The following is a 19,066-nucleotide window of genomic DNA, read 5'->3' on the forward strand; positions in this document are numbered from 1 at the left end:
CAAGCTAATTTCAAAGTAGCCGATTATGCACAAAGCAGTTATTAAAGAGATGAAGATAAATCGTTTCATATTTTCCTCGAAATAAGATTTTCTGACATCTAGTTGTTCAGGGTTATTTGACAAAACTAAGTGCTTTTATCTTTTGCACTTTCATCTAGTTCCAGGGATGAGCTAGCAAAGCCTGGGAAGTAATACCTAAGCCAATTAGGGTAATACATAAGGCGCTTGCCATTGGTAACATTTTTATCCTGGGTATCTGGAATGGGAAATGCTCAAACCGATCCTTGGCATAGACTAGCATTAACCCGATTCCAGTTAATACTGCTGCTAGACCTAAGCTAAAGGCAGATACCAGCGCTAATCCAAAGCCAATTCGTCCCAGCGCGATCGCACTCAGCAACACTACTAAGGCTGAAGGACAAGGTAACAAGCCACCCGATATTCCCAGCGCTAGTAGGCTAGACCACTTCATGGAACTTACATCACCGTCAGGCGGTAGATGCGAATGCTCATGGTGTACATGGTTGTGGTGATGATGCGAGTCATGGCTGTGTTGATGACTATGTACATGGTTGTATGAATGAGAAACCTGAGTCCCTTGCAATCGACTGATAAACAAATTCAGACCAATTACAGTTACCAGTACCCCAGAGAGTACACTTAACCAAGGGTACAATTGCTCTGTCAAAATAAATTGGGATGTGCCAAGAGTAACCAGCCCTAGAGCAAATATGCCAGCAGTATGGGTAATCGTTATAATCAGCCCCAAAAATAGGGCTTGTTGGGCATTACTACGGGAACCCACCAAATAAGCACCGACTATCGTTTTCCCATGACCAGGGGACAAAGCGTGTAAACCACCCCAGAAAAAGGCGATCGCTAGAGCTATTATAATACTCAAGAAATTATGATTTTCCTGGGTAATCAGGCTAGTAAAGATATCGTTGCTTCTTCCTGTCAAAGCATTATCTAAGCGACTGGATGATTTAACAGACGCTGAAGGCGCTTGTTCAGTCGATGTCACAGACGGATTGAGTTTAAAAGAAATCCGACGCTGGTCGAGAGGACTGCTAAGTAACTCAGTAGGGTAATCTCTCAAACGGTTGGTAATACTCAAAGAGGTGAAATCACCTTGAATAGGAACGCCATTTGCAGCCACAGTAATTTCACGCCAGCCTAAACGCTGGGGATAAAACTGATCTTCAAATATTAACTCATTCGCGCCTACTAACTCCGTTGGCGCCTGAAAGTTACAACTCAGCCGCAGTGTAGATAATCCTCCTACACCTGGAGGAAATTCGACTGTTGATTTGATCAAAGACAGTGCTAAAGGCTGTTTATTGATCAACAGTTCCAGGTGTGAGTTGACTTCCTGGCATTTTTGGTTAGGGTATTGAACCGTCTCTATAGGTTCAGCTTTGCGATCGCGATTAGTATCTAAGTGATTAATTTCCTGAAAAGCAGGAATCTCTGCCATGTCTAGAACATAATCAATCGCCACACCATCGGTTGCTACCTGCACTCCTGCGTAGTGATTGATGGTGAAATTGCCTAAAGGATGGGCATTCGCCCTCGGCATCCAAAAAAAACATATTGCGATGATTGCAGTACTCCAAGCGAAGTAATGTAGTAGCTTTTTCATCTAAACCTCCAGGAGACCTTAGTCTGGCATAAACCTAAAATCCAATACGCTTGGGTTAACGTGAGTTCGACAAGTCTTATTTGACCTCTCAAGAGCAGCCCCTCTCCGACGCACAGAGGGGAGCAAAAAGCTTAATTTTTCGTTGCTCCTCCCTTTCCGTTTCGGAGAGGGAGGCTGTCCGGGAGAGGTTTATCGAACTCACGTTGGGTTAAGGCTTAACTCTTTGTCAAAGTCAATTTTTTTAACGAACCGCGTTCGCGTTAGCGTCTCCCCTTGGGAGAAGGACGCGTTCACGAAGTGTCTCGAAGAGAAGGACGCAAAGGAAGAGAAGAAAGAGAAGGAAGAAATCCTTAACTGAACTGTATTGACCTAAAATCGGCTTTTCTTCAATCTAAAATCTAAAATCCAAAATCCAAAATTGCTTGACGAGCTTCATCAGCATACTTGTGATGAAATTGAGGATTGAGGCTAACAGCTTGAGTTAGTCGCTTTATTGCTTCTTCACGGTTATTGAAGTGAAGTGCAATCATGCCAGCATGGAATTGCAGCAAAGCATCCTCTGTCCCGAAGCGAGTCGCCCGTTGTGCTGCCCTCTGCGCTTCTTGCCATTGCCCATTAGCCGCAGCAGCCCAAGCTAACGTATCCTCTGCATATACATCGTCTCTCACTGCTACTTCACTACGGGCAATCTGTAGAGCCTCTGTTAAATGAATTCGGTGTTCGGTGTAGTAGACTGCTAAAGCGCGATCGTAGATTCCTTTAACTTTGCTCAGGTAAGCTACTACGCCGATCAAATCTTCAGTTTCAGTTGCACCTTTTTGATCTCCCAGAGCTACTTGAGCATCAGCCTTATACCCCAGCGTTTCTACCTGTGGCATCAATTCTATACCCTGGTTTGCGATATTTAGAACATGTTGCCATCGATGCTGTGCCGCATAGAGGCGAGCTAATCCTGTAAACGCAGCTATATGCCGGGGGAAGAGGTCAAAAGCTTCCCGATATCGCTGCTCAGACAGGGCAAAATCCCCGGCTGCAAAAGCCAGATCCCCAGTCCGCACATGAAACCAAGCACGAGTTTCGGCGCTCGTCGTGTAGAAAGAGTCCATCTCCTCCATAGCTTCATCTAGTAGTTGCCGTGCCGAGGCGAGATTGCCAGTTAACTCTAAGTAACGGGCGACAACTGCTTTATGACCAGAGTTCGATTCTTCTTCAGCAAGGTTCTGCAATAGTTGATGAGTTGCTTCATAGTTACCCAACTCCATCTGAATCGATGCCCTCAGTGAGACAATATTGGGATTATCAAGAGATGAATTATTTAACACATCTAAAGCTGCTCGAAACTGATGTTGAGATAGTAAAGCTGATGCTAGGAGCATGGAAGAAACCTGATTATGGCGCGGCTGTAGTGCCAGGGATCTACGTGCCGCTTGTTCTGCTCGTAACACATCTTCCACATCTGCCACTTCTCGAAAGCGCCTCAAATATTGATCGGCCAACAGCCGTAAAAATATTGAGGAATTAGGAGATTGGGCAACTTTCTCCTCATAGACGCTGATAATATGCGATCGCTGTAAATAATCGGGGAAGACTAAATCTGACTGCTGAACTGGTAATATCTGCCTGGAATTAACAGTCAGCAGTTGCACGGTAGAGGAATATATACCTGACTTACCATTGGTGTAGCCTAAACTTAGCGCTTCTGTATCAGAGGGTCTTAGTAAAACCAGTAGGCTAGTCAGCGCTAACACCCATAGTATTTGTAGATGCATAAACCTTATCGAAGAAGAATTCAGAAGTCAAGAGCCAGAATTCAGAATAATTCTGAACGAAAAAGTGAATGAATCGTGGTTTAGAGCAAGCGATTTTAATCGTGGAGATCAGGAAAATTTTTCCTTGCTTGAAACCCACAACGTAGGGCATGGGGTATTCTGACTCCTTTTCATAAAGGATTACCTAAATAAGGGAAGTCAGAAAGAAAGTTAGCATTATTAGGCCCAACATTATCGGTAGTCAGCCCCGGAATTTGGCCTGTAGTAATCCCTGTAACTGCATTACCAAAGACAACAGATGCTGTTACATCAATTACATCATCTTTTGGTCTTCTACCACCAAAGTTGTTGCCTAATTGAGTACCAAAATAACTACCGCTAGGTTTGGAAAGGTCAGCTTGAATAACATCAGGAATCGCCACTGAGATCACTGCATTGGCTATGCCTTGAGGTCTACCGATGGCGTTGACAAAGGTTTGAATGAATTGGGATTGATTGCTAGCGTCTTGCGTTGGTGTCTGAAGATTACTATTATTATGAGCTTTAAAGTCCATAAAAAGTTCATTCAGGGCTGGAACTGCTAACCGCTCAATCTGAGCTAAATTCCGATTTCTGAGTCTAGGAGTATTAACACTAGTTGTGATCCAAACACCAATCTTGCCACTACCAAGCAGTTTCCTGGGTAGCTCGACAATAATTGAGTGAACATTGAATGGGGCTAGGGTGTCTTGTGCTTGTCCAGGTGGTCTAAAGGAAAGAACTTGGAAGGGAGGACTGGGATTAGGCTGAACGCTATAGTTCCGATCCGGGATGATTTTAAAGAACTGTTCTAGATCGAAAAAGAACGGGTCTTTGCGTGTGCCAACAAAGAACTTTATGCCGTTAGATGTGGAGAATGTTTGATTGACTAGCCCTGTCGAACTTACTGGAAGCAAAGCTGAGTCTGTTCCTCCGATGATTGGACGACCTGGGCCGCGGACTGTAACAATTTGTTGGAAGCGTGTGCGATTTATATTGAATTGGAGTACGACATCTTCAATACTGTCGCCAGTGTTATCAATCTTGAACTGATAAAGAACATTTGGATCGAATGGTCTTTGTTCACCAGAAACGATCAGAGGGTCGAAATCCATTATCAGGACAGCATTGTTGGAGTTTGTCGGACTCTCAAATACATACAAATCTGTGAGATCCGCAGCAGTGAGCTTAGTGGCAAGAAAAGTTGTGTCCTGGTGGTCTGAAGCCAAAGCTTTAGGGGTTGGATAAATTAGGACTACGAGCAAAACAGCAACAATTGCCACTAGGGTACGAAAAAAACGAGTAGCTCTAGTCCAATATAGCGATCGCTTGAGCGGAAAAAATGCCGCCATATTTTGCACTAGTTTATCTATAAGTACCCAGACTTCACTTGGTATAAAAGAGGTGATACTCCGAGCATTTATTCTCATAGTTGCCCTCCTTGAGGTATTTTGTCTCTACTATTGTATGTGTGTACGTGGAAATAGCAAGTTTATTTAAATTTCAAAAAAAGACTGCGGTTATTACTGAAGTGCCTCACGGCTGATTGGCTCCTACTACTCACTTACCAGAACAAAACTTGCTCCTTTTTGCTCACTTTTCTAGTTTCAGGTTTTAAGACTTATAAAATACACGTATACTACATAGAATTTGGGTATTTCAGCCGTGTTGCCCACCAATTGCTATTTAGTAGTCCGCATACTACTTTTCTATTACTTACAAGCGAGTGAAACTTACTCCTACCGAGAAACAAGCTTCGCGTCGCATCTGGTAGAGTTGCGATCGCAATGATTTCAGTGAGTTTACATTTCGTTTCATAGTTAGGTTTATCCGTACCTACTTACTTACAAATTTACAGACTTACTTAAGAGTTTAACCATCTGCCCATAGTTTTGTATTCCCAACCAAATAGCGAAAAAGTAAGTCTAAAGATAGATTGACATTACATTTATTCGCCGAAAGTATCCTCCCTTGGTGGCAAACTGGATTATAATTGTGTTCCATCTCTCTCAGAAATAAAATTCTCCTATAGACAGTAATTATATGGGACGTGTTCGTTCTAAATCTGACCTACCGACAAAAATCTGTCCGGTATGTCAACGTCCTTTTACATGGCGTAAAAAGTGGCAAGATTGCTGGGACGATGTGAAATACTGCTCAGAACGTTGTCGTCGTCGCCGTTCTGAAGCTCAAAATGAAACTAACCGCAACACAGACGCAAATAGCGCAAGGGATTAATGGAGTTACAGGTGCAACCTAAATTAATTATTCATGGCGGGGCTGGTAGTTCTCTCCACGGTAAAGGAGGATTGGAATCGGTGCGCCGATCGCTCCATGAAGTAATAGAATTCGTCTATTCTCTGCTATTGTCAGGAGCAACTGCTTCTGAGGCGGTGGTGCAGGGTTGCCAAATGCTCGAAGATAACCCCCGCTTTAATGCTGGTACTGGTTCAGTATTGCAATCTGATGGGCAAATCCGCATGAGTGCTTCCCTGATGGATGGTGCATCAGGGCGGTTTAGTGGTGTGATTAATATCTCGCGGGTGAAAAATCCCATTGATTTAGCGCAATTTTTACAAAGCTCGCCAGATCGAGTGCTATCAGATTTCGGCTCGGCTGAGTTGGCGAGGGAAATGCAACTTCCCAGCTATAACGCTTTAACTGATTTGCGGTTACAAGAGTGGATACAAGAGCGCCAGGATAATTTTAAAAGCACAATGGCTGGCGTGGTCGCAGAACCTGAACTGATAGAAACCAGCAATGCCGGACGCGGCACCATCGGCGTGGTAGCTTTAGATGCCTACGGGAGCCTAGCTGCTGGCACTTCCACTGGTGGGAAGGGATTTGAGCGGATTGGGCGGGTAAGTGATTCGGCAATGCCAGCAGGTAATTATGCGACTAGTAATGCTGGTGTTAGCTGTACTGGGATTGGTGAAGATATCATTGATGAGTGTTTAGCAGCAAAGATTGTAGTGCGTGTTACTGATGGGATGTCGCTGAAAGATGCCATGCAGCGATCGCTTGGGGAAGCGCACCAGAACAAGCGGGATTTGGGAGCGATCGCCTTAGATGTCAGTGGAGCGATCGCTTGGGGGAAAACCAGCGAAATCTTACTCGCCGCCTACCACGACGGCGAAAAAATTGGCGACACCTTGGAATGGAATGATAGTGAATTGATTGGCTATTGTTGATAGGACTTACGCATCAAGTACAAAATGTAGGGGCAATTCATGAATTGCCTCTACGGTAAATCAAGGCTTTCACTGGCTTTTTGCGTAAGTCCTGACGTTGATTTCTTATCCTAAATATTCAAAAATTGATGTGCTGATCTGCGAACTTTTCGTTTTGTTTTGTTGTGCCAGTAAACTGTAATAATTTCTGGGGTAGGAAGTCCTATTTTACATATAACTCGTAAGCCGCGAAGTTCATCTATAAATGGGGCATAAACAGTATTATGCAAATTTTTATCGAGTAGGGTAAACCTAATATCTCGACAATGAAAGTCTTTTTCACCATATAACAGAGCGATGTTCATCATCGTTTCATTAATTGCTCGTTGTTGTTTACGTCTTTCTGTATGGTTATGGTCTTTAGGATTGATTTTGACTTTGAGTGTGCCAAGTTTGTTTTTATTTTCATCACTCTGGAATATCTGATTTAGTTTTTTGTGAGTATTCATAATGCTTTGTCTTTAGGTTGATGATTTTAGGACTTACACTCTCAACTTTCATGCTGGGTGTAAGTGCTAGATTTAAGAATATCGACCTAAAACAGCACCGTACAGGGATAGTTAATGCGGTTAGTTACGTCACTTAACAGCATTTATTTACACTTCCATATAGTCTTACCAATTGGGTAAAGTATAGATGTAACAAACAAAAGATTAGGCTCTTTCGTCCCTTTTGTAGTGATTGAGAATTGGTTATAACAAAACCCTTATGGGGTAAGGGTTATAAAGAATCATCACCTTGTTTTAAATGAAATGGTTACAGGATATAGCGTTTCCTAATCACATAAGGTACATCATAGCCCCCTCCTCGCTTGCGGGGAGGGGTTCTTGTACCTCACTCAACCGAGAACCGCTATAAGGCTTTCAATGATTTTGAACCAAGTTTTCCATAAAAATAACCGAAGAACCAAAGATTAAAAGCCATGACTACAAAAAGCAGCAGAAGACGGGGATTTCTAGCCACTAAGGAAGGTGTAAAGAAACTTGACGAGAGAATGCGTGAAAAAGGTTTAACTCAAGCGAAACTTGCAGAAGCGGCAAAACTCAACTCTGTTGATCAAGTTAAGCGTCTTCTTAATCCACACTGGAACATACGTATTCAAAAGGATGCTATTGAGAAAATTGCTAAAGTTCTGGAGTTAAATCTTACAGATATTGTAGATCCTGAAGAATTGTATCCAACATCTGAAACCAATGTTCACGAAAAAACAAAGGTTAACTGGCCGCAAGTTTGCCACATGATGCTAGAAAATCAGCTAGAACAGCAACGCATCAGACGCAAAGCCTCTGCAATGGGATTTGAAGTAAATGTTCATGTGCCACTGGGTTTATTAGAACGTAAATACCAACAACGACGAAAACAAAATAAGAATGTTGAGAGAGAACAGGTTTATCAGCTAGAAGAGGAATTCATTACCAAAACATACGAACATAATGATTTTCTGGAAGAGGTAATAAGTCAAAGTCCCACGAGGAAAAACAAGCACGTTGCTATAGTTGGGGAACCGGGAGCAGGGAAGACTACTTTACTGAGTGCGATCGCTTCACACATCAAAGACAAAACGCAACACCTACCCATCTTTATATCTCTCGGTAGCTTGCAAGGCATGACCTTAGAGGATTATTTACTCAAAAAATGGCTTCCAGATGCAATGAGATTGGTTAATCCTCAATTTATTCCTAGTCCAGAAATAGAAAATCAGTTAATCACACGCTTTTATCAAAGTGGTGTTTGGTTATTGTTAGATGGTGTAGATGAAATGGGGGAATTTTCACCTGTAGAAGCATTAAATAAAATTTCTAGAGAATTGACAAACTGCTTAGGACAAGCACGGGTGGTTTTGACTTGTCGGTTAAATGTTTGGGATGCCAGTCTAAATAATAATATATTGCCTAGTTTTGATACCTATAAAACCCAGGAATTTCAACCAGAACAAGTTAATGAATTTATTGATAAATGGTTTAAATGCGCTGAGAGTATACAGCAAGGTGAAGAACTAAAAGCAAAATTAATAGAACCTGGAAAAGAGCGGATTCCTGAATTAGTTACCAATCCTTTGAGATTATCTTTATTATGTCAAATTTTTTATCAAAATGAAGAGGGAGAATTACCAGGAACTAAAGCTGAATTTTATGAAATATTCACTCGTTATTTTTATGAATGGAAACCAGAATTAGTGCCTGATGTTATTAATTCATATCAATTAAAGAAGGAATTGCACCAAGCTTTAGGTAAATTAGCTTTAGCTGGAATTAATAGCGATTTAAAATTTAGATTAAAGCGAAGTTTAGCGGTTGAGGAAATGGGTGAGAAGTTATTCAAGTTAGCCTATGATTTAGGTTGGTTGAATCAAGTAGACAGAGATGCTGTAAATGATGAAGATGTTTATGCTTTTTTTCATCCTAACTTTCAGGAATATTTTGCAGCTTTGATAATTGATGATTGGCATTATTTTTTGAATCATGTTCAAAATAATCCAGAAGAGGGTATTTATCGTATTTTTGAACCGCAGTGGAAGGAAGTAATGTTACTGTGGATTGGACGTAAAGATATTAAAATAGAGCAAAAAGAATCTTTTCTCAACACATTGATAGATTTATCGGATAATTGTGATTATTTATACTATAAAAAACCTGATTTTTTTGGAGCTTTACTAATAGTTGAATTTCCTGATTTTAGCCGCAGTTATGAAATAGTTTATAACATAGTTGAATACAGTTTCGGATATTTTGATGCCAACAATCAAAGATGGAAAAAATCGCCTTACTTTATAGTAAAACGTGCAAAAGAGATTCTTAAACTAACTAGTAGTTCTCATGTAGGTAATGCTCTTTTTAATAAAATACGAGTATTGCTAGATGCTAGACAATATATGGATGTGGATGACAACATGTTTGGAGAATTATTTTATGATATATTTTGGACTTTAAATAAATTTGATCCTAACCATAATTTTGTAATTAATGTGCTGATTGGCCGGATAGAAAAAGGTGACTATTGGTATAATCAGGACGATGAGAATTCTAAAATGTTGCCCTATGATGAAATTATGACAAGCAACCCAGATATAATTAATAAATTGTCAGAGATGGTTGTTAAAAGTTACAACTCTATTGTTGATAAACGGAAAAAAGAACAGATTAAAAAACAAATAAAGAAAAATCAAGTTAACCAGCATAATACTGATCATCATAATAAAAATTTTGATGGCCGTTTGACACCCGATAATATAGATGCCATGCTGGAAACATTAGATGCAGAAAACGCAGAAGAAGACAGATTAAATGAGTTAGTTGGATTAGATCAAAATACGTTCCAATTAGCAGGAATATTTAATATATTCACAAGAACATTGACAAGAATTTCTCCTAGTAATCAAAATATACTCAATTTGTTTATCAATATACTCAAACAAGAATGGGATGATATTAATTTTGATCATGATTTTTGTTTGGAATTAGTAACAAGTATAGATAAAATTGAAGCTAATAAACAAAAATTAATCGATTTTTTGAATGAAAAATTGCTTGATAATAATTTTATTGATGATTATCGTCGCTGCTATGTCGCAGAATATTTACTAAAAATTGAATCAGAGAATCATATTGCTATCAATATCTTAAATGAATCGCTACCAAAGATCAAGGATGATAAAATGAGCTTGCGAATAGCCTCAGCATTAGTTGAAACTAACACTGATAATCATGAAATTATAAATACTCTTGTACGGTTAATTGACGATAGGAAAATAAACGAGCCTCAACAAAATATTCGCCTAAATATCGGGAAATCATTTTTCAGCTTACTTCGTAAAGATATTCGTGAAAAAGCAATAAGGTGCTTGGCTAAAATGGCGTATCAATATAATAATGATGCACGTATTGTTTTAGATGATGTTTTTCAAAATAGTCAATATGTTTTTTTACGTGAAAATGTAGCTTGGCGTATTTTAGAACTTGAACCTACTAATGAAGAAGCACTTATTTTTTTACTTGACTGGTATAAACAGCAAGATAATTCAGCCCAATATTTTGCAGAAGAGGCATTCATTGCTTTTCTGCGAAAATACCCAGAAAGCATTAACAATTTTATTAATGTATTGCGTAACTGCCAAGATGTTAATACAAGTAAACTAATAATTCGGCTATTACGAGAAGTAAGCAATGAAAACTATCAATTAGAAATAGTTAAAATATTGAAGGAGATATTAAAGACTACTAATAATGAAGAAATTATCTATGAGGCTGCTATAACTTTAGGTGAAATTAATACGCTTAATATAGTAGACAACGAAAATTATCAATTAGAAATAGTTGAAATATTGAAGGAAATATTAAACACTACTAATAATGAAAAAATTATCTGTGCAGCTGCAACAAGTTTAGGTAAAATAGATCCTGGTAATATAGATGTTATTAATACCCTTCTGAAGTTTGTCAATACTAATCAATCTCATACTATCACTTATTGGTTAGGAGAAAGACTAGGAACAATTGCTTATCAAAATGTAAATGCTATTAATACCTTAATTAATATCATCAATAATACTAATAACATTAATTTTGTAGCTATTGATACTTTAAGCGAAATCGGTGTTGGAAATTTGGATGTTGTAAACACTTTAATTAATCTGATGAATAATCCTAACGAAAGGGAGCATTATTGGTTAATTAGTAAGAGTTTGGTACAAGTTATGCAAGGCAGACTATTTGCAGTAGTAGTAACAGGATTAAAAGACAACTTTATCGGCGAAGATGAAGATGATGAAGATAATGATGATTACTCATATCTTCTTTGGCACTGCGCCCAAAATATGAGTTATCCTGAATTTTATCGCGCTAGGCATGGTGAATCATCCCCACTTCAAAACTTAGAAACCCAATTTATAGATATTCATTCCATCGCTTCTAAACTCCAACCCACAGATAAAACACATCCGCTTGTCATCAACTTAAAATCATTGCAAGATGAAACCGATACAAGCGCAATATGTCAAGAAATTTGTAACCAAATTTATCTCACAGCTTTTACCGAAAATCCAGAAATTCCCGAAGTTAACAACGCACCTCAACTAAAACGAATTATCCCCCAAATTAAAAAGCAACTGCAAACACAAAACATAGCTTGAATTATCAATAACTGCAAACCAAATCAAATAATTATTACCTTCTGCGGTAAATTAATAGATGTTTTACATATTGCCTTTATCACTGACCAACCATTAGACGCACCATTGAGAGGTTTTCCACCTAACCAGCCAAATTTACTCAATGCTATTCAAAGCTGGATTAATGAGACAGCGTTCTTGCGTAAGTAAGTGGGTCAAATTAAATATAAAACCTCACTCTGCCTCCGGCTTCCCTCTCCTTACCAAGGAGAGGGATTGAGGGTGAGGTTTTATCTTATATTTAATTGTGCCTTCCTACTTATTGTTTTTTTTGAATATTCAGTGTTAGCGCAAACAACAAACATGGAAACCCGCAGTTTTCCTATCTTAGGTTTATCCCAAATATCAAACCTGACTTTTCACGTTATGTGGAAAAGCCACGAAAAACCTAACCCCCTAACCCCCAACCCTGCCAGGGTTGGGGGAAAATTCAAAGTCTCTCTCCTTTTAGGAGAGAGATTTAGAGAGAGGTTTTCCAGATACCGTGAAAAGTCAGCGCTCTTTTCAGTGCCACTTGCATTATTGCAGAATATCCATTAATTCTGCCTGATTTAAGTAAAAATCACCGGATTTGCGGCGCTTGTTTATTTTGTTTATTTCACGCACCATAATTTCTATATAAACAAACTACTATTTTTCTATTGATTTATCGTAGTATAAACTTCATTATCTAAAAAAAGCTTTTCTTGACGGTTACAAGCCGTTGAAGGCTGTTTTTGAGCAATCAGTAGTGCATTACAGTTCATTACGAGTAACAACGAGGAAATCCATAGTTTTTCCTTCATTTTGAATTTTGGGGAAAGTCTGAGGGTCTATCAGAACTTTCCAAGACGAATTTTGAATTGTTTAGCTACTTTGTGTACTTGACGCGAGGATCTAATAAACCATAAAGAATATCTGCAACGAGATTAAAAATCACAATCAAAATTGCATATATAAAAGTAATTGCCATGACAACTGGTGTGTCATTCTTATAGATAGAGTCAATTAATAGAGCGCCAATACCCGGAACACGAAAAACTTTTTCTGTAACTAAAGCACCTGTAAAGACACTTGGAATATCCAAGGCTACCAATGTAACTAAGTAGGTAGGCACAAATTAACCTAACTATGTAACAAAATGTAAAACCGCCAAAGTCCTTGTGATTGCTTCGTTACACTCCGTTTCACTCGCAATGACATACTTATAAATTTTCCCACCCACCTACTTACAGGAATTAACGCATTCCGTAAAACATGACGATTGATAACTACAAACTTGGGTAATCCTTTAGCATAAGCAGTACGCACATAGTCTTGATGAATATTTTCTAAAATTTCTGAACGCACAAAGCGCATCAGCATTGCTGTGTGCCAGAGTCCTAATACGCAAATAGGCATAATAGATTGTTTAATTTGAGTGATAAAACTCTGCCAATCTGTCACCTGTAATGTGCTGTTATAGATAAAAGGTAGCCATTTCAGTTGGATACTGAAGATAATAATAAACAGTAAGCCAGTAAAAAATGTTGGTAGAGAAAGCCCAAAAAAAACTAAAGTAGTCAAAATCCTATCGATCAGGGAATGACGTTTGAGAGCCGAAATTACTCCCAAAGGAATAGCCAGCAGTATGCCAAAAAGGTAGGCAGAACCAACCACCCATAGCGTTGTCGGTAAGCGTTGGAGAATTAAACCAATTACTGGACTGCGGCTAGTAAAAACGGGGATTTCAATTAGGCTTCAATTCGTGCTGCCTGTAGAGGCAGGGGAATTAAACTGAACATACTTTGTTAAACACAGGTTTATTTTTCAGTTTAGTAGATCAAAAACTTGGTAGATAGCATCACGGATACAAAAAGGTTTATCGAACAGCAATATTGGCACCAGTCGTCAGAATTCAGAATGAATTTTGACCGAAAAAGCGGATGAATAACCTCTTTTTAGACCTGAAAGGGTCTTCAGCTATTATCTGCAAAATCGAATTACAGTTATCATAAAACGTGAGTTCGATGAACCTCTCCCGGACAGCCTCCCTCTCCGAAACGGAAAGGGAGGAGCAACGAAAAATTAAGCTTTTTACTCCCCTCTCCGCTTCGGAGAGGGGCTGCTCTTGAGAGGTCAAAGAAGATTTGTCGAACTCACGTCATAAACAATCCAGCGATCGCACAATGGCAAGTATAATTAATTACACATTATTCTCCCAGAAAATCATCCAGAGATGGAACTCAGGGTTATTTTTGAATCAATTCTAGCGCCTGAGTTAAGATTTCTTGCTCGTCAACCATTGCGGCTAATTCTTGGGCTTCATAACGCCCCTCAAAAGCTTCTAACGCCGCTCTTTTCAGTGACACTTGATATCCTTGTTGCAGAATATCGATTAATTCTGCTTGATTCAAGTAAAAACCACCGGATTTGCGGCGCTTGTTTATTTTGTTGATTTCACGCACCGTATTTTCTATCGAAACATCCCAAGAGCGAGTAGAACGTTTTTCAGCCTTTTGTTTAATTAAATGGATGAGAAGAATCACACCATAACTATCAATTTTATTGATTTTGTCACTAAGGCTCATTTCTTCTAACTCATCCACCAACAGTAGCGCCTCATGGAGTTTACCTTGTTCTAGAAGTTGCCTAATTTCTAACAGTTCTTCCATACTCAATTTTGTTTGTCTTGCTCTGATGTCAGGGCTATTTCGTTCTAGACATAAACATAGCTAAAGTCCGTTAAAACGGACTATAACCTTTTCTCAGTCGTCTTTAGACGACTTTCGCTATTAGACTCAGAATTCATTCTGAGGCGGGCTAGATGAGAATGAAATAGCCGTACTCTGATGTAAAGACTTCTGTAATTAGCCGATCTTGGACTTCAGAGGGGTCAGCTGTCTCAAAAAATAATTCCAATGCCTCAACCAAATTACTGCGTGCTTCTTCGATGGTGTCACCTTGGCTAGCAATATCTAATTCTGGACAAAGCGACACATAGCCCTTTTCCTCACGCTCAATAATCGCGGTAAATTGTTTTGTTTTCCTCATGTTTTACCTCTAGTTAAATCAGCTAATCTGATGATTTAATTATTGCTTTATTGGCTCTTTCTCCGCCAAGCTGGTTTCACCACTTGACGACTACGGGCAATTACCAAAGAATCATCAGGAACATCTTCTGTAACAGTCGAACCAGCTGCGATGTAGACATCATCACCCAAGGTAATTGGAGCCACTAAAACGCTATTGGCGCCAGTCTTAGTCCGATCGCCTATTTTGGTACGATGTTTCTTCACGCCGTCATAATTGGCAGTAATTGTACCGGCACCAATATTCACCTGATTGCCGACAACGCTATCACCTATATACGACAAATGTGCTGCATTGGTGCGATCGCCTAATTGAGTATTTTTCAATTCCACAAAATTTCCCACACGGCAACCAGCACCCACCTGTACCTGACCGCGTAAATGAGCATAGGGGCCAATTCGGCTGCCAGCTTGCACAGTGCTATTTATTACTACTGAATATTGCACCGTGACATTTTCACTCAACTGGCTATTTTCAATTAAACTTCCCGGGCCAATGTGACTTCCGGTTTTAATCACCGTATTTCCCCGCAGGTGAGTTTGGGGTTCAATAATTACATCCGGCTGTAATTCTACTGTTTCATCAATGGTGATGCTTGTGGGGTCGATGAGGGTGACACCCGCCAACATCCATTTTTCCTTGACTCGTTTTTGCAAAATTTCGGATGCTGTTGCCAGTTGCAGGCGATCGTTAATGCCGAGAATTTCTTGATAATCTTCCACGTCCACTGCCATCACTTGTCCCACCTGAGTCACGGCATCAGTGAGATAGTATTCTTTTTGGGCATTGTTTGCTTGTAAATGGGGCAACACCTTTGCCAAATCTGGCCAGCGAAAGCAGTAAACTCCAGCGTTAATCCGGTGATTTTGTCTTTGAGCAGCAGTACAATCCTTATGTTCGACCATTTGCTGCACAATATTTTCATCGTTACAAAAAACGCGCCCGTAGCCCGTGGGGTCGGGTAAGTGCGAGGTGAGAATAGTGGCGGCGTTTTGATTTTGGGCGTGAGTTTGTAACATCTGCTTAAGGGTTTCGCTGCGTATCAACGGTAAATCGCCGTTAAGTATCAGTAAATTCCCAGTGTAATCTTCCAAGTGAGGAAGTAATTGCTGGATGGCATGACCTGTCCCCAATTGCACAGGCTGTTCGACAAACTCCAAACTGGGAATTAAATGCATGGCGGCTTGCACTTCCTCGGATTGATACCCCACAATCACGATTCGCCGTGAGGGTAAAAGTGGTTCAACACTTTCGAGAACTCTCTCTACTAGCGATCGCCCACCCAAAGAATGTAAAACCTTGGGTAAGTGTGATTTCATCCGTGTGCCGCGTCCCGCCGCGAGAATTGCTACAACTACCATAATTAGCTATCAGCTATCAGTGAAATTGTGATTAATGCTGTTGGTACTTTAAAATCTAGGCTCAAATCATACCAGCTAATCATAGAAGACTGAAAATAAAAGGAGTCAGAATTCAGGAGTCGGGAGAACTTCACTCATCAAAGGCAGAGATTATAATAATACCAATTAGCGTTGATTACAGCAGCTACAAATCATTACTCCCCACTCCCCACTCCCCACTCCCTACTCCCTCTCTTTTTCCTGATAAGAGCGAATAAACTCTGCAAACTGCTGCATTAGTTTAGGATTACGCCAACCGGAATCAGTTTCTTCTTGCATCAGTGAAAGTGCTTCTGCTGAAGTAAAAGCTTCTTTGTAAGGTCGTTCGCTAGTCAGAGCATCGTAAATATCAATTAACTGAAATACTTGCGCCAGGTAGGGAATATCATCCCCCTTAAGTCCATCAGGGTAGCCTGAGCCATCCCAGCGTTCATGGTGATGGCGAATAATCGGAATTACACCCCGCATACTGCGTAGTGGCTGGCAGATTTTTTCGCCAATCAAAACGTGCTGTCGCATGATTTGCCAATCTTCAGGGCTGAGTTTGCCTTTTTTCAGCAGCACTGCATCGGGAATACCCACCTTACCGATATCGTGGAGATAACCACCCCACCTCAAATCTCGAATTTGGTAGCGTGAGAGGTTGAGGTATTCACCAAAAACTTGTCCCCATTTTACCAGGCGTTCACAATGATTACCTGTGTTGGGATCGCGACTTTCAATGGACATGGCAATAGAAAATAGTACTTGTTCGGCATGGTCTAAATCTTCGTTCAGACGCTTCTGCCGCACTAAGGACTTTACACGCGCCGCCAGTTCTACACGATCAAAGGGTTTGGTGAGAAAATCATCAGCTCCAACTTCAATTCCCCGAATGCGCGATCGCCTGTCATTTAACGCCGTCAGAAAAATCACTGGAATTAGCCTAGTCTGCTCATCCTGTTTGAGCAATTGGCACACTTCAAATCCATCCATTCCTGGCATCATCACATCCAGCAAAATCAAATCTGGTTGTTTTTGAGTTACCAATCTAATAACAATGGAACCACTATCCGCCTCAATCACTTCGTATCCTTCTATCCCCAAGAGGGAAACAGCAGTCATGCGACTGGTGGCATGATCGTCAACTACTAAAACCTTTGGCCGATCTAAATCAAACCCATTCACTTTAGAACCTTTGGCTTGTAGTGTTCCAGATAGCAATGAATTATCACCACAATTAACATCAGCTTTTATCCAAGAAGACACTGCTTGGCTATCTTCAAGCATAAGCTCTTTTAAAGAATAACCCTCCGTATTTTCCGATCCTACGGCATGATTTGAACCTTGCATAAGTTAACAGTGTCAGATTTCCAAAAAAATTTAATATTCGACTGTATCTGAGCCAGAGCTTCCATAGGGATTATGCATGATGTCAAGCTGCCTATCTGAGTTTTTCGCAGCATGTATTGTTTATGTGACGAACAAGGTGTATCTTGTTGTCAAACTTTTTGCTTCTAATTCCAGTATGATCAATTGACACAAATATTCAATCAGGTTTTTTACGGAGATTTTTTAACCTAGCGCCCCTAGAAAGCGTTAGCGAGTCTTGTCTACGACACGCTGTTCGCGTCCCTTGCGTCGTAGACATCACAACTGAACTACAAACTAGTGGTCTGTCGCAAAAGTTTTGATAGGTGAATCAGTTTTAAATTTATCTTCTTTACCTCTTAACTTCTCTGCGAGACGCTGCGCGAACGCGCTCTTTGCGTCCTTTGCGGTTCGTTCTCTTATCCATCAAAACTAATGACATAGACTACTAGTTCCCAGAAAATCTGTTAATTAACCCTGCCTTGTGTTCCCAATAGCCACCTTTTTCGCCAACCGGAGGTAGGTTCCAGCCAAGAGGTTTGTTGCTCTTGTTGTCGCCGCATCACTATGATTTCGGTTGGATCGCTCAATTGAGGATCGCGATAAGGAATAGCAGCACGGGTTAGCAAGTGTTCTTTTTCAGCTTGCGAGAGAGAAGGAAGTGCTGAGTAGTTTTTCAACTCAGCACTTGGAGAATGTGCCGCCACAGTACCAGGCGATCGCCTTCCTACAGGTGGGGTAGAACCGATGATCAAGCCAGCAGACAAAAGTGCTGTGCGTACAGCAGCAGAACAAGAATAGGTGGCTAATAAACCATCTGGATGTAAACACAATGATAGTTGTTTAATAAATTCAACAGTCCATAATTGAGGACATTGAGGTGGTGAAAAAGGATCGAGGAAAATTGCATCTGCCCAGAAACCTGACTGATGTACCGGCGTTATCCTAGTTCTAGCATCGCCAATTAGTAGCTTCGCTTTCAGACAAGGTGTTTGCACTTGATGCTCAAAAGCTAGCTCTTTCAAAATTTCAATATAGTTACAGTTCCAATTGTCGAATAAATGATGAGCGATCGCAGCTTGTGGCACAGATGGATTCAGTTCTAAACCGATTACTTCAACACAACAACTAGGATTCACTGCCCAAATTGTTTGCAAAGCAGCAGCTGTGTTATATCCTAGACCATAACAAACATCCAACAGCCGCAAAACTGGTTTTTGCGCGGCTGTCGCCAGTTGAGTCGGTTCTACAAACTTGAAAAAACTCTCCTGTTTAGCTCCAGAATGGCTGTGAAAGGATTCACCAAACTCTTGAGAGACAAAGGTGAAAGAGCCATCTGCCGTTAGCTGAGGTGTAAAATTCTCTAAGTCTGACATTTAAAATAAAACTAAATAATCACCAATGCCCAATACTTCGACAACGCTCAGTACAAGTGCCCC

The 19,066-nt window shown here is 40.3% G+C and carries 13 protein-coding genes and 1 pseudogene; 3 read left to right on the top strand and 11 right to left on the bottom strand.

Annotated elements, in window-relative coordinates; genetic code table 11:
* Positions 1–154: 154 nt before the first annotated feature.
* The 3 genes from V7K27_RS06160 to V7K27_RS06170 form a co-directional block, all read right to left on the bottom strand.
* Positions 155–1,642, bottom strand: coding sequence for a nickel/cobalt transporter (locus V7K27_RS06160; RefSeq protein ID WP_334945302.1), 1,488 nt, complete (start codon positions 1,640–1,642; stop codon positions 155–157).
* 398 nt (positions 1,643–2,040) lie between these two features.
* Positions 2,041–3,411 (bottom strand): hypothetical protein, encoded by a 1,371-nt coding sequence (locus tag V7K27_RS06165; protein ID WP_334945304.1) that lies wholly within the window; start codon positions 3,409–3,411, stop codon positions 2,041–2,043.
* Positions 3,412–3,581: 170 nt separating this feature from the next.
* A complete protein-coding gene (locus V7K27_RS06170; protein ID WP_334945306.1) occupies positions 3,582–4,859 on the bottom strand; it encodes a DUF4331 domain-containing protein in 1,278 nt (425 codons plus the stop codon).
* Between the two features lie 613 nt (positions 4,860–5,472).
* Between V7K27_RS06170 and V7K27_RS06175 the strand changes: the two genes are divergently transcribed.
* Together V7K27_RS06175 and V7K27_RS06180 are read left to right on the top strand one after the other, a co-directional pair.
* Complete coding sequence (locus V7K27_RS06175; protein WP_094350216.1) at positions 5,473–5,667, top strand: DUF2256 domain-containing protein; 195 nt, start codon at positions 5,473–5,475, stop codon at positions 5,665–5,667.
* A complete protein-coding gene (locus V7K27_RS06180) occupies positions 5,667–6,620 on the top strand; it encodes an isoaspartyl peptidase/L-asparaginase (RefSeq protein WP_334945308.1) in 954 nt (317 codons plus the stop codon). The genes V7K27_RS06175 and V7K27_RS06180 overlap by 1 nt, the downstream gene beginning before the upstream one ends.
* 110 nt (positions 6,621–6,730) lie before the next feature.
* Here V7K27_RS06180 and V7K27_RS06185 read toward each other — a convergent pair whose 3' ends face one another.
* Entirely contained in the window at positions 6,731–7,108 is a 378-nt protein-coding gene (locus V7K27_RS06185) for a DUF4258 domain-containing protein (protein WP_334783780.1), read from the bottom strand.
* A gap of 473 nt (positions 7,109–7,581) precedes the next feature.
* Between V7K27_RS06185 and V7K27_RS06190 the strand changes: the two are divergent.
* Positions 7,582–11,976 (top strand): annotated as a pseudogene (locus V7K27_RS06190) (NACHT C-terminal alpha/beta 1 domain-containing protein).
* 700 nt (positions 11,977–12,676) lie between these two features.
* On the opposite strand, the gene V7K27_RS06195 reads toward V7K27_RS06190, so the two are convergent.
* The 7 genes from V7K27_RS06195 to V7K27_RS06225 form a co-directional block, all read right to left on the bottom strand.
* Positions 12,677–12,922: an ABC transporter permease subunit gene (locus tag V7K27_RS06195; RefSeq protein ID WP_334945312.1), complete on the bottom strand. Its 246-nt coding sequence runs from the start codon at positions 12,920–12,922 to the stop codon at positions 12,677–12,679.
* Between the two features lie 8 nt (positions 12,923–12,930).
* The gene (locus V7K27_RS06200; protein ID WP_334945314.1) at positions 12,931–13,464 is read right to left on the bottom strand and encodes an ABC transporter permease; all 534 of its coding nucleotides are present in this window, start codon (positions 13,462–13,464) and stop codon (positions 12,931–12,933) included.
* Between the two features lie 572 nt (positions 13,465–14,036).
* Positions 14,037–14,459: a DUF29 family protein gene (locus V7K27_RS06205; protein WP_334945316.1), complete on the bottom strand. Its 423-nt coding sequence runs from the start codon at positions 14,457–14,459 to the stop codon at positions 14,037–14,039.
* A 148-nt stretch (positions 14,460–14,607) separates the two neighbouring features.
* Entirely contained in the window at positions 14,608–14,838 is a 231-nt protein-coding gene (locus tag V7K27_RS06210; RefSeq protein WP_334945318.1) for a type II toxin-antitoxin system HicB family antitoxin, read from the bottom strand.
* 47 nt (positions 14,839–14,885) lie between these two features.
* A complete protein-coding gene (gene glmU, locus V7K27_RS06215; protein ID WP_334945320.1) occupies positions 14,886–16,238 on the bottom strand; it encodes a bifunctional UDP-N-acetylglucosamine diphosphorylase/glucosamine-1-phosphate N-acetyltransferase GlmU in 1,353 nt (450 codons plus the stop codon).
* A gap of 222 nt (positions 16,239–16,460) precedes the next feature.
* Positions 16,461–17,609, bottom strand: coding sequence for a two-component system response regulator (locus V7K27_RS06220; protein ID WP_334945322.1), 1,149 nt, complete (start codon positions 17,607–17,609; stop codon positions 16,461–16,463).
* A 485-nt stretch (positions 17,610–18,094) separates the two neighbouring features.
* The gene (locus V7K27_RS06225; protein ID WP_334945324.1) at positions 18,095–19,003 is read right to left on the bottom strand and encodes a tRNA (5-methylaminomethyl-2-thiouridine)(34)-methyltransferase MnmD; all 909 of its coding nucleotides are present in this window, start codon (positions 19,001–19,003) and stop codon (positions 18,095–18,097) included.
* Positions 19,004–19,066: the final 63 nt, after the last annotated feature.

Origin of the sequence: Nostoc sp. (genome assembly GCF_036919575.1) — a bacterium.
Taxonomy (GTDB): Bacteria; Cyanobacteriota; Cyanobacteriia; order Cyanobacteriales; family Nostocaceae; genus Nostoc.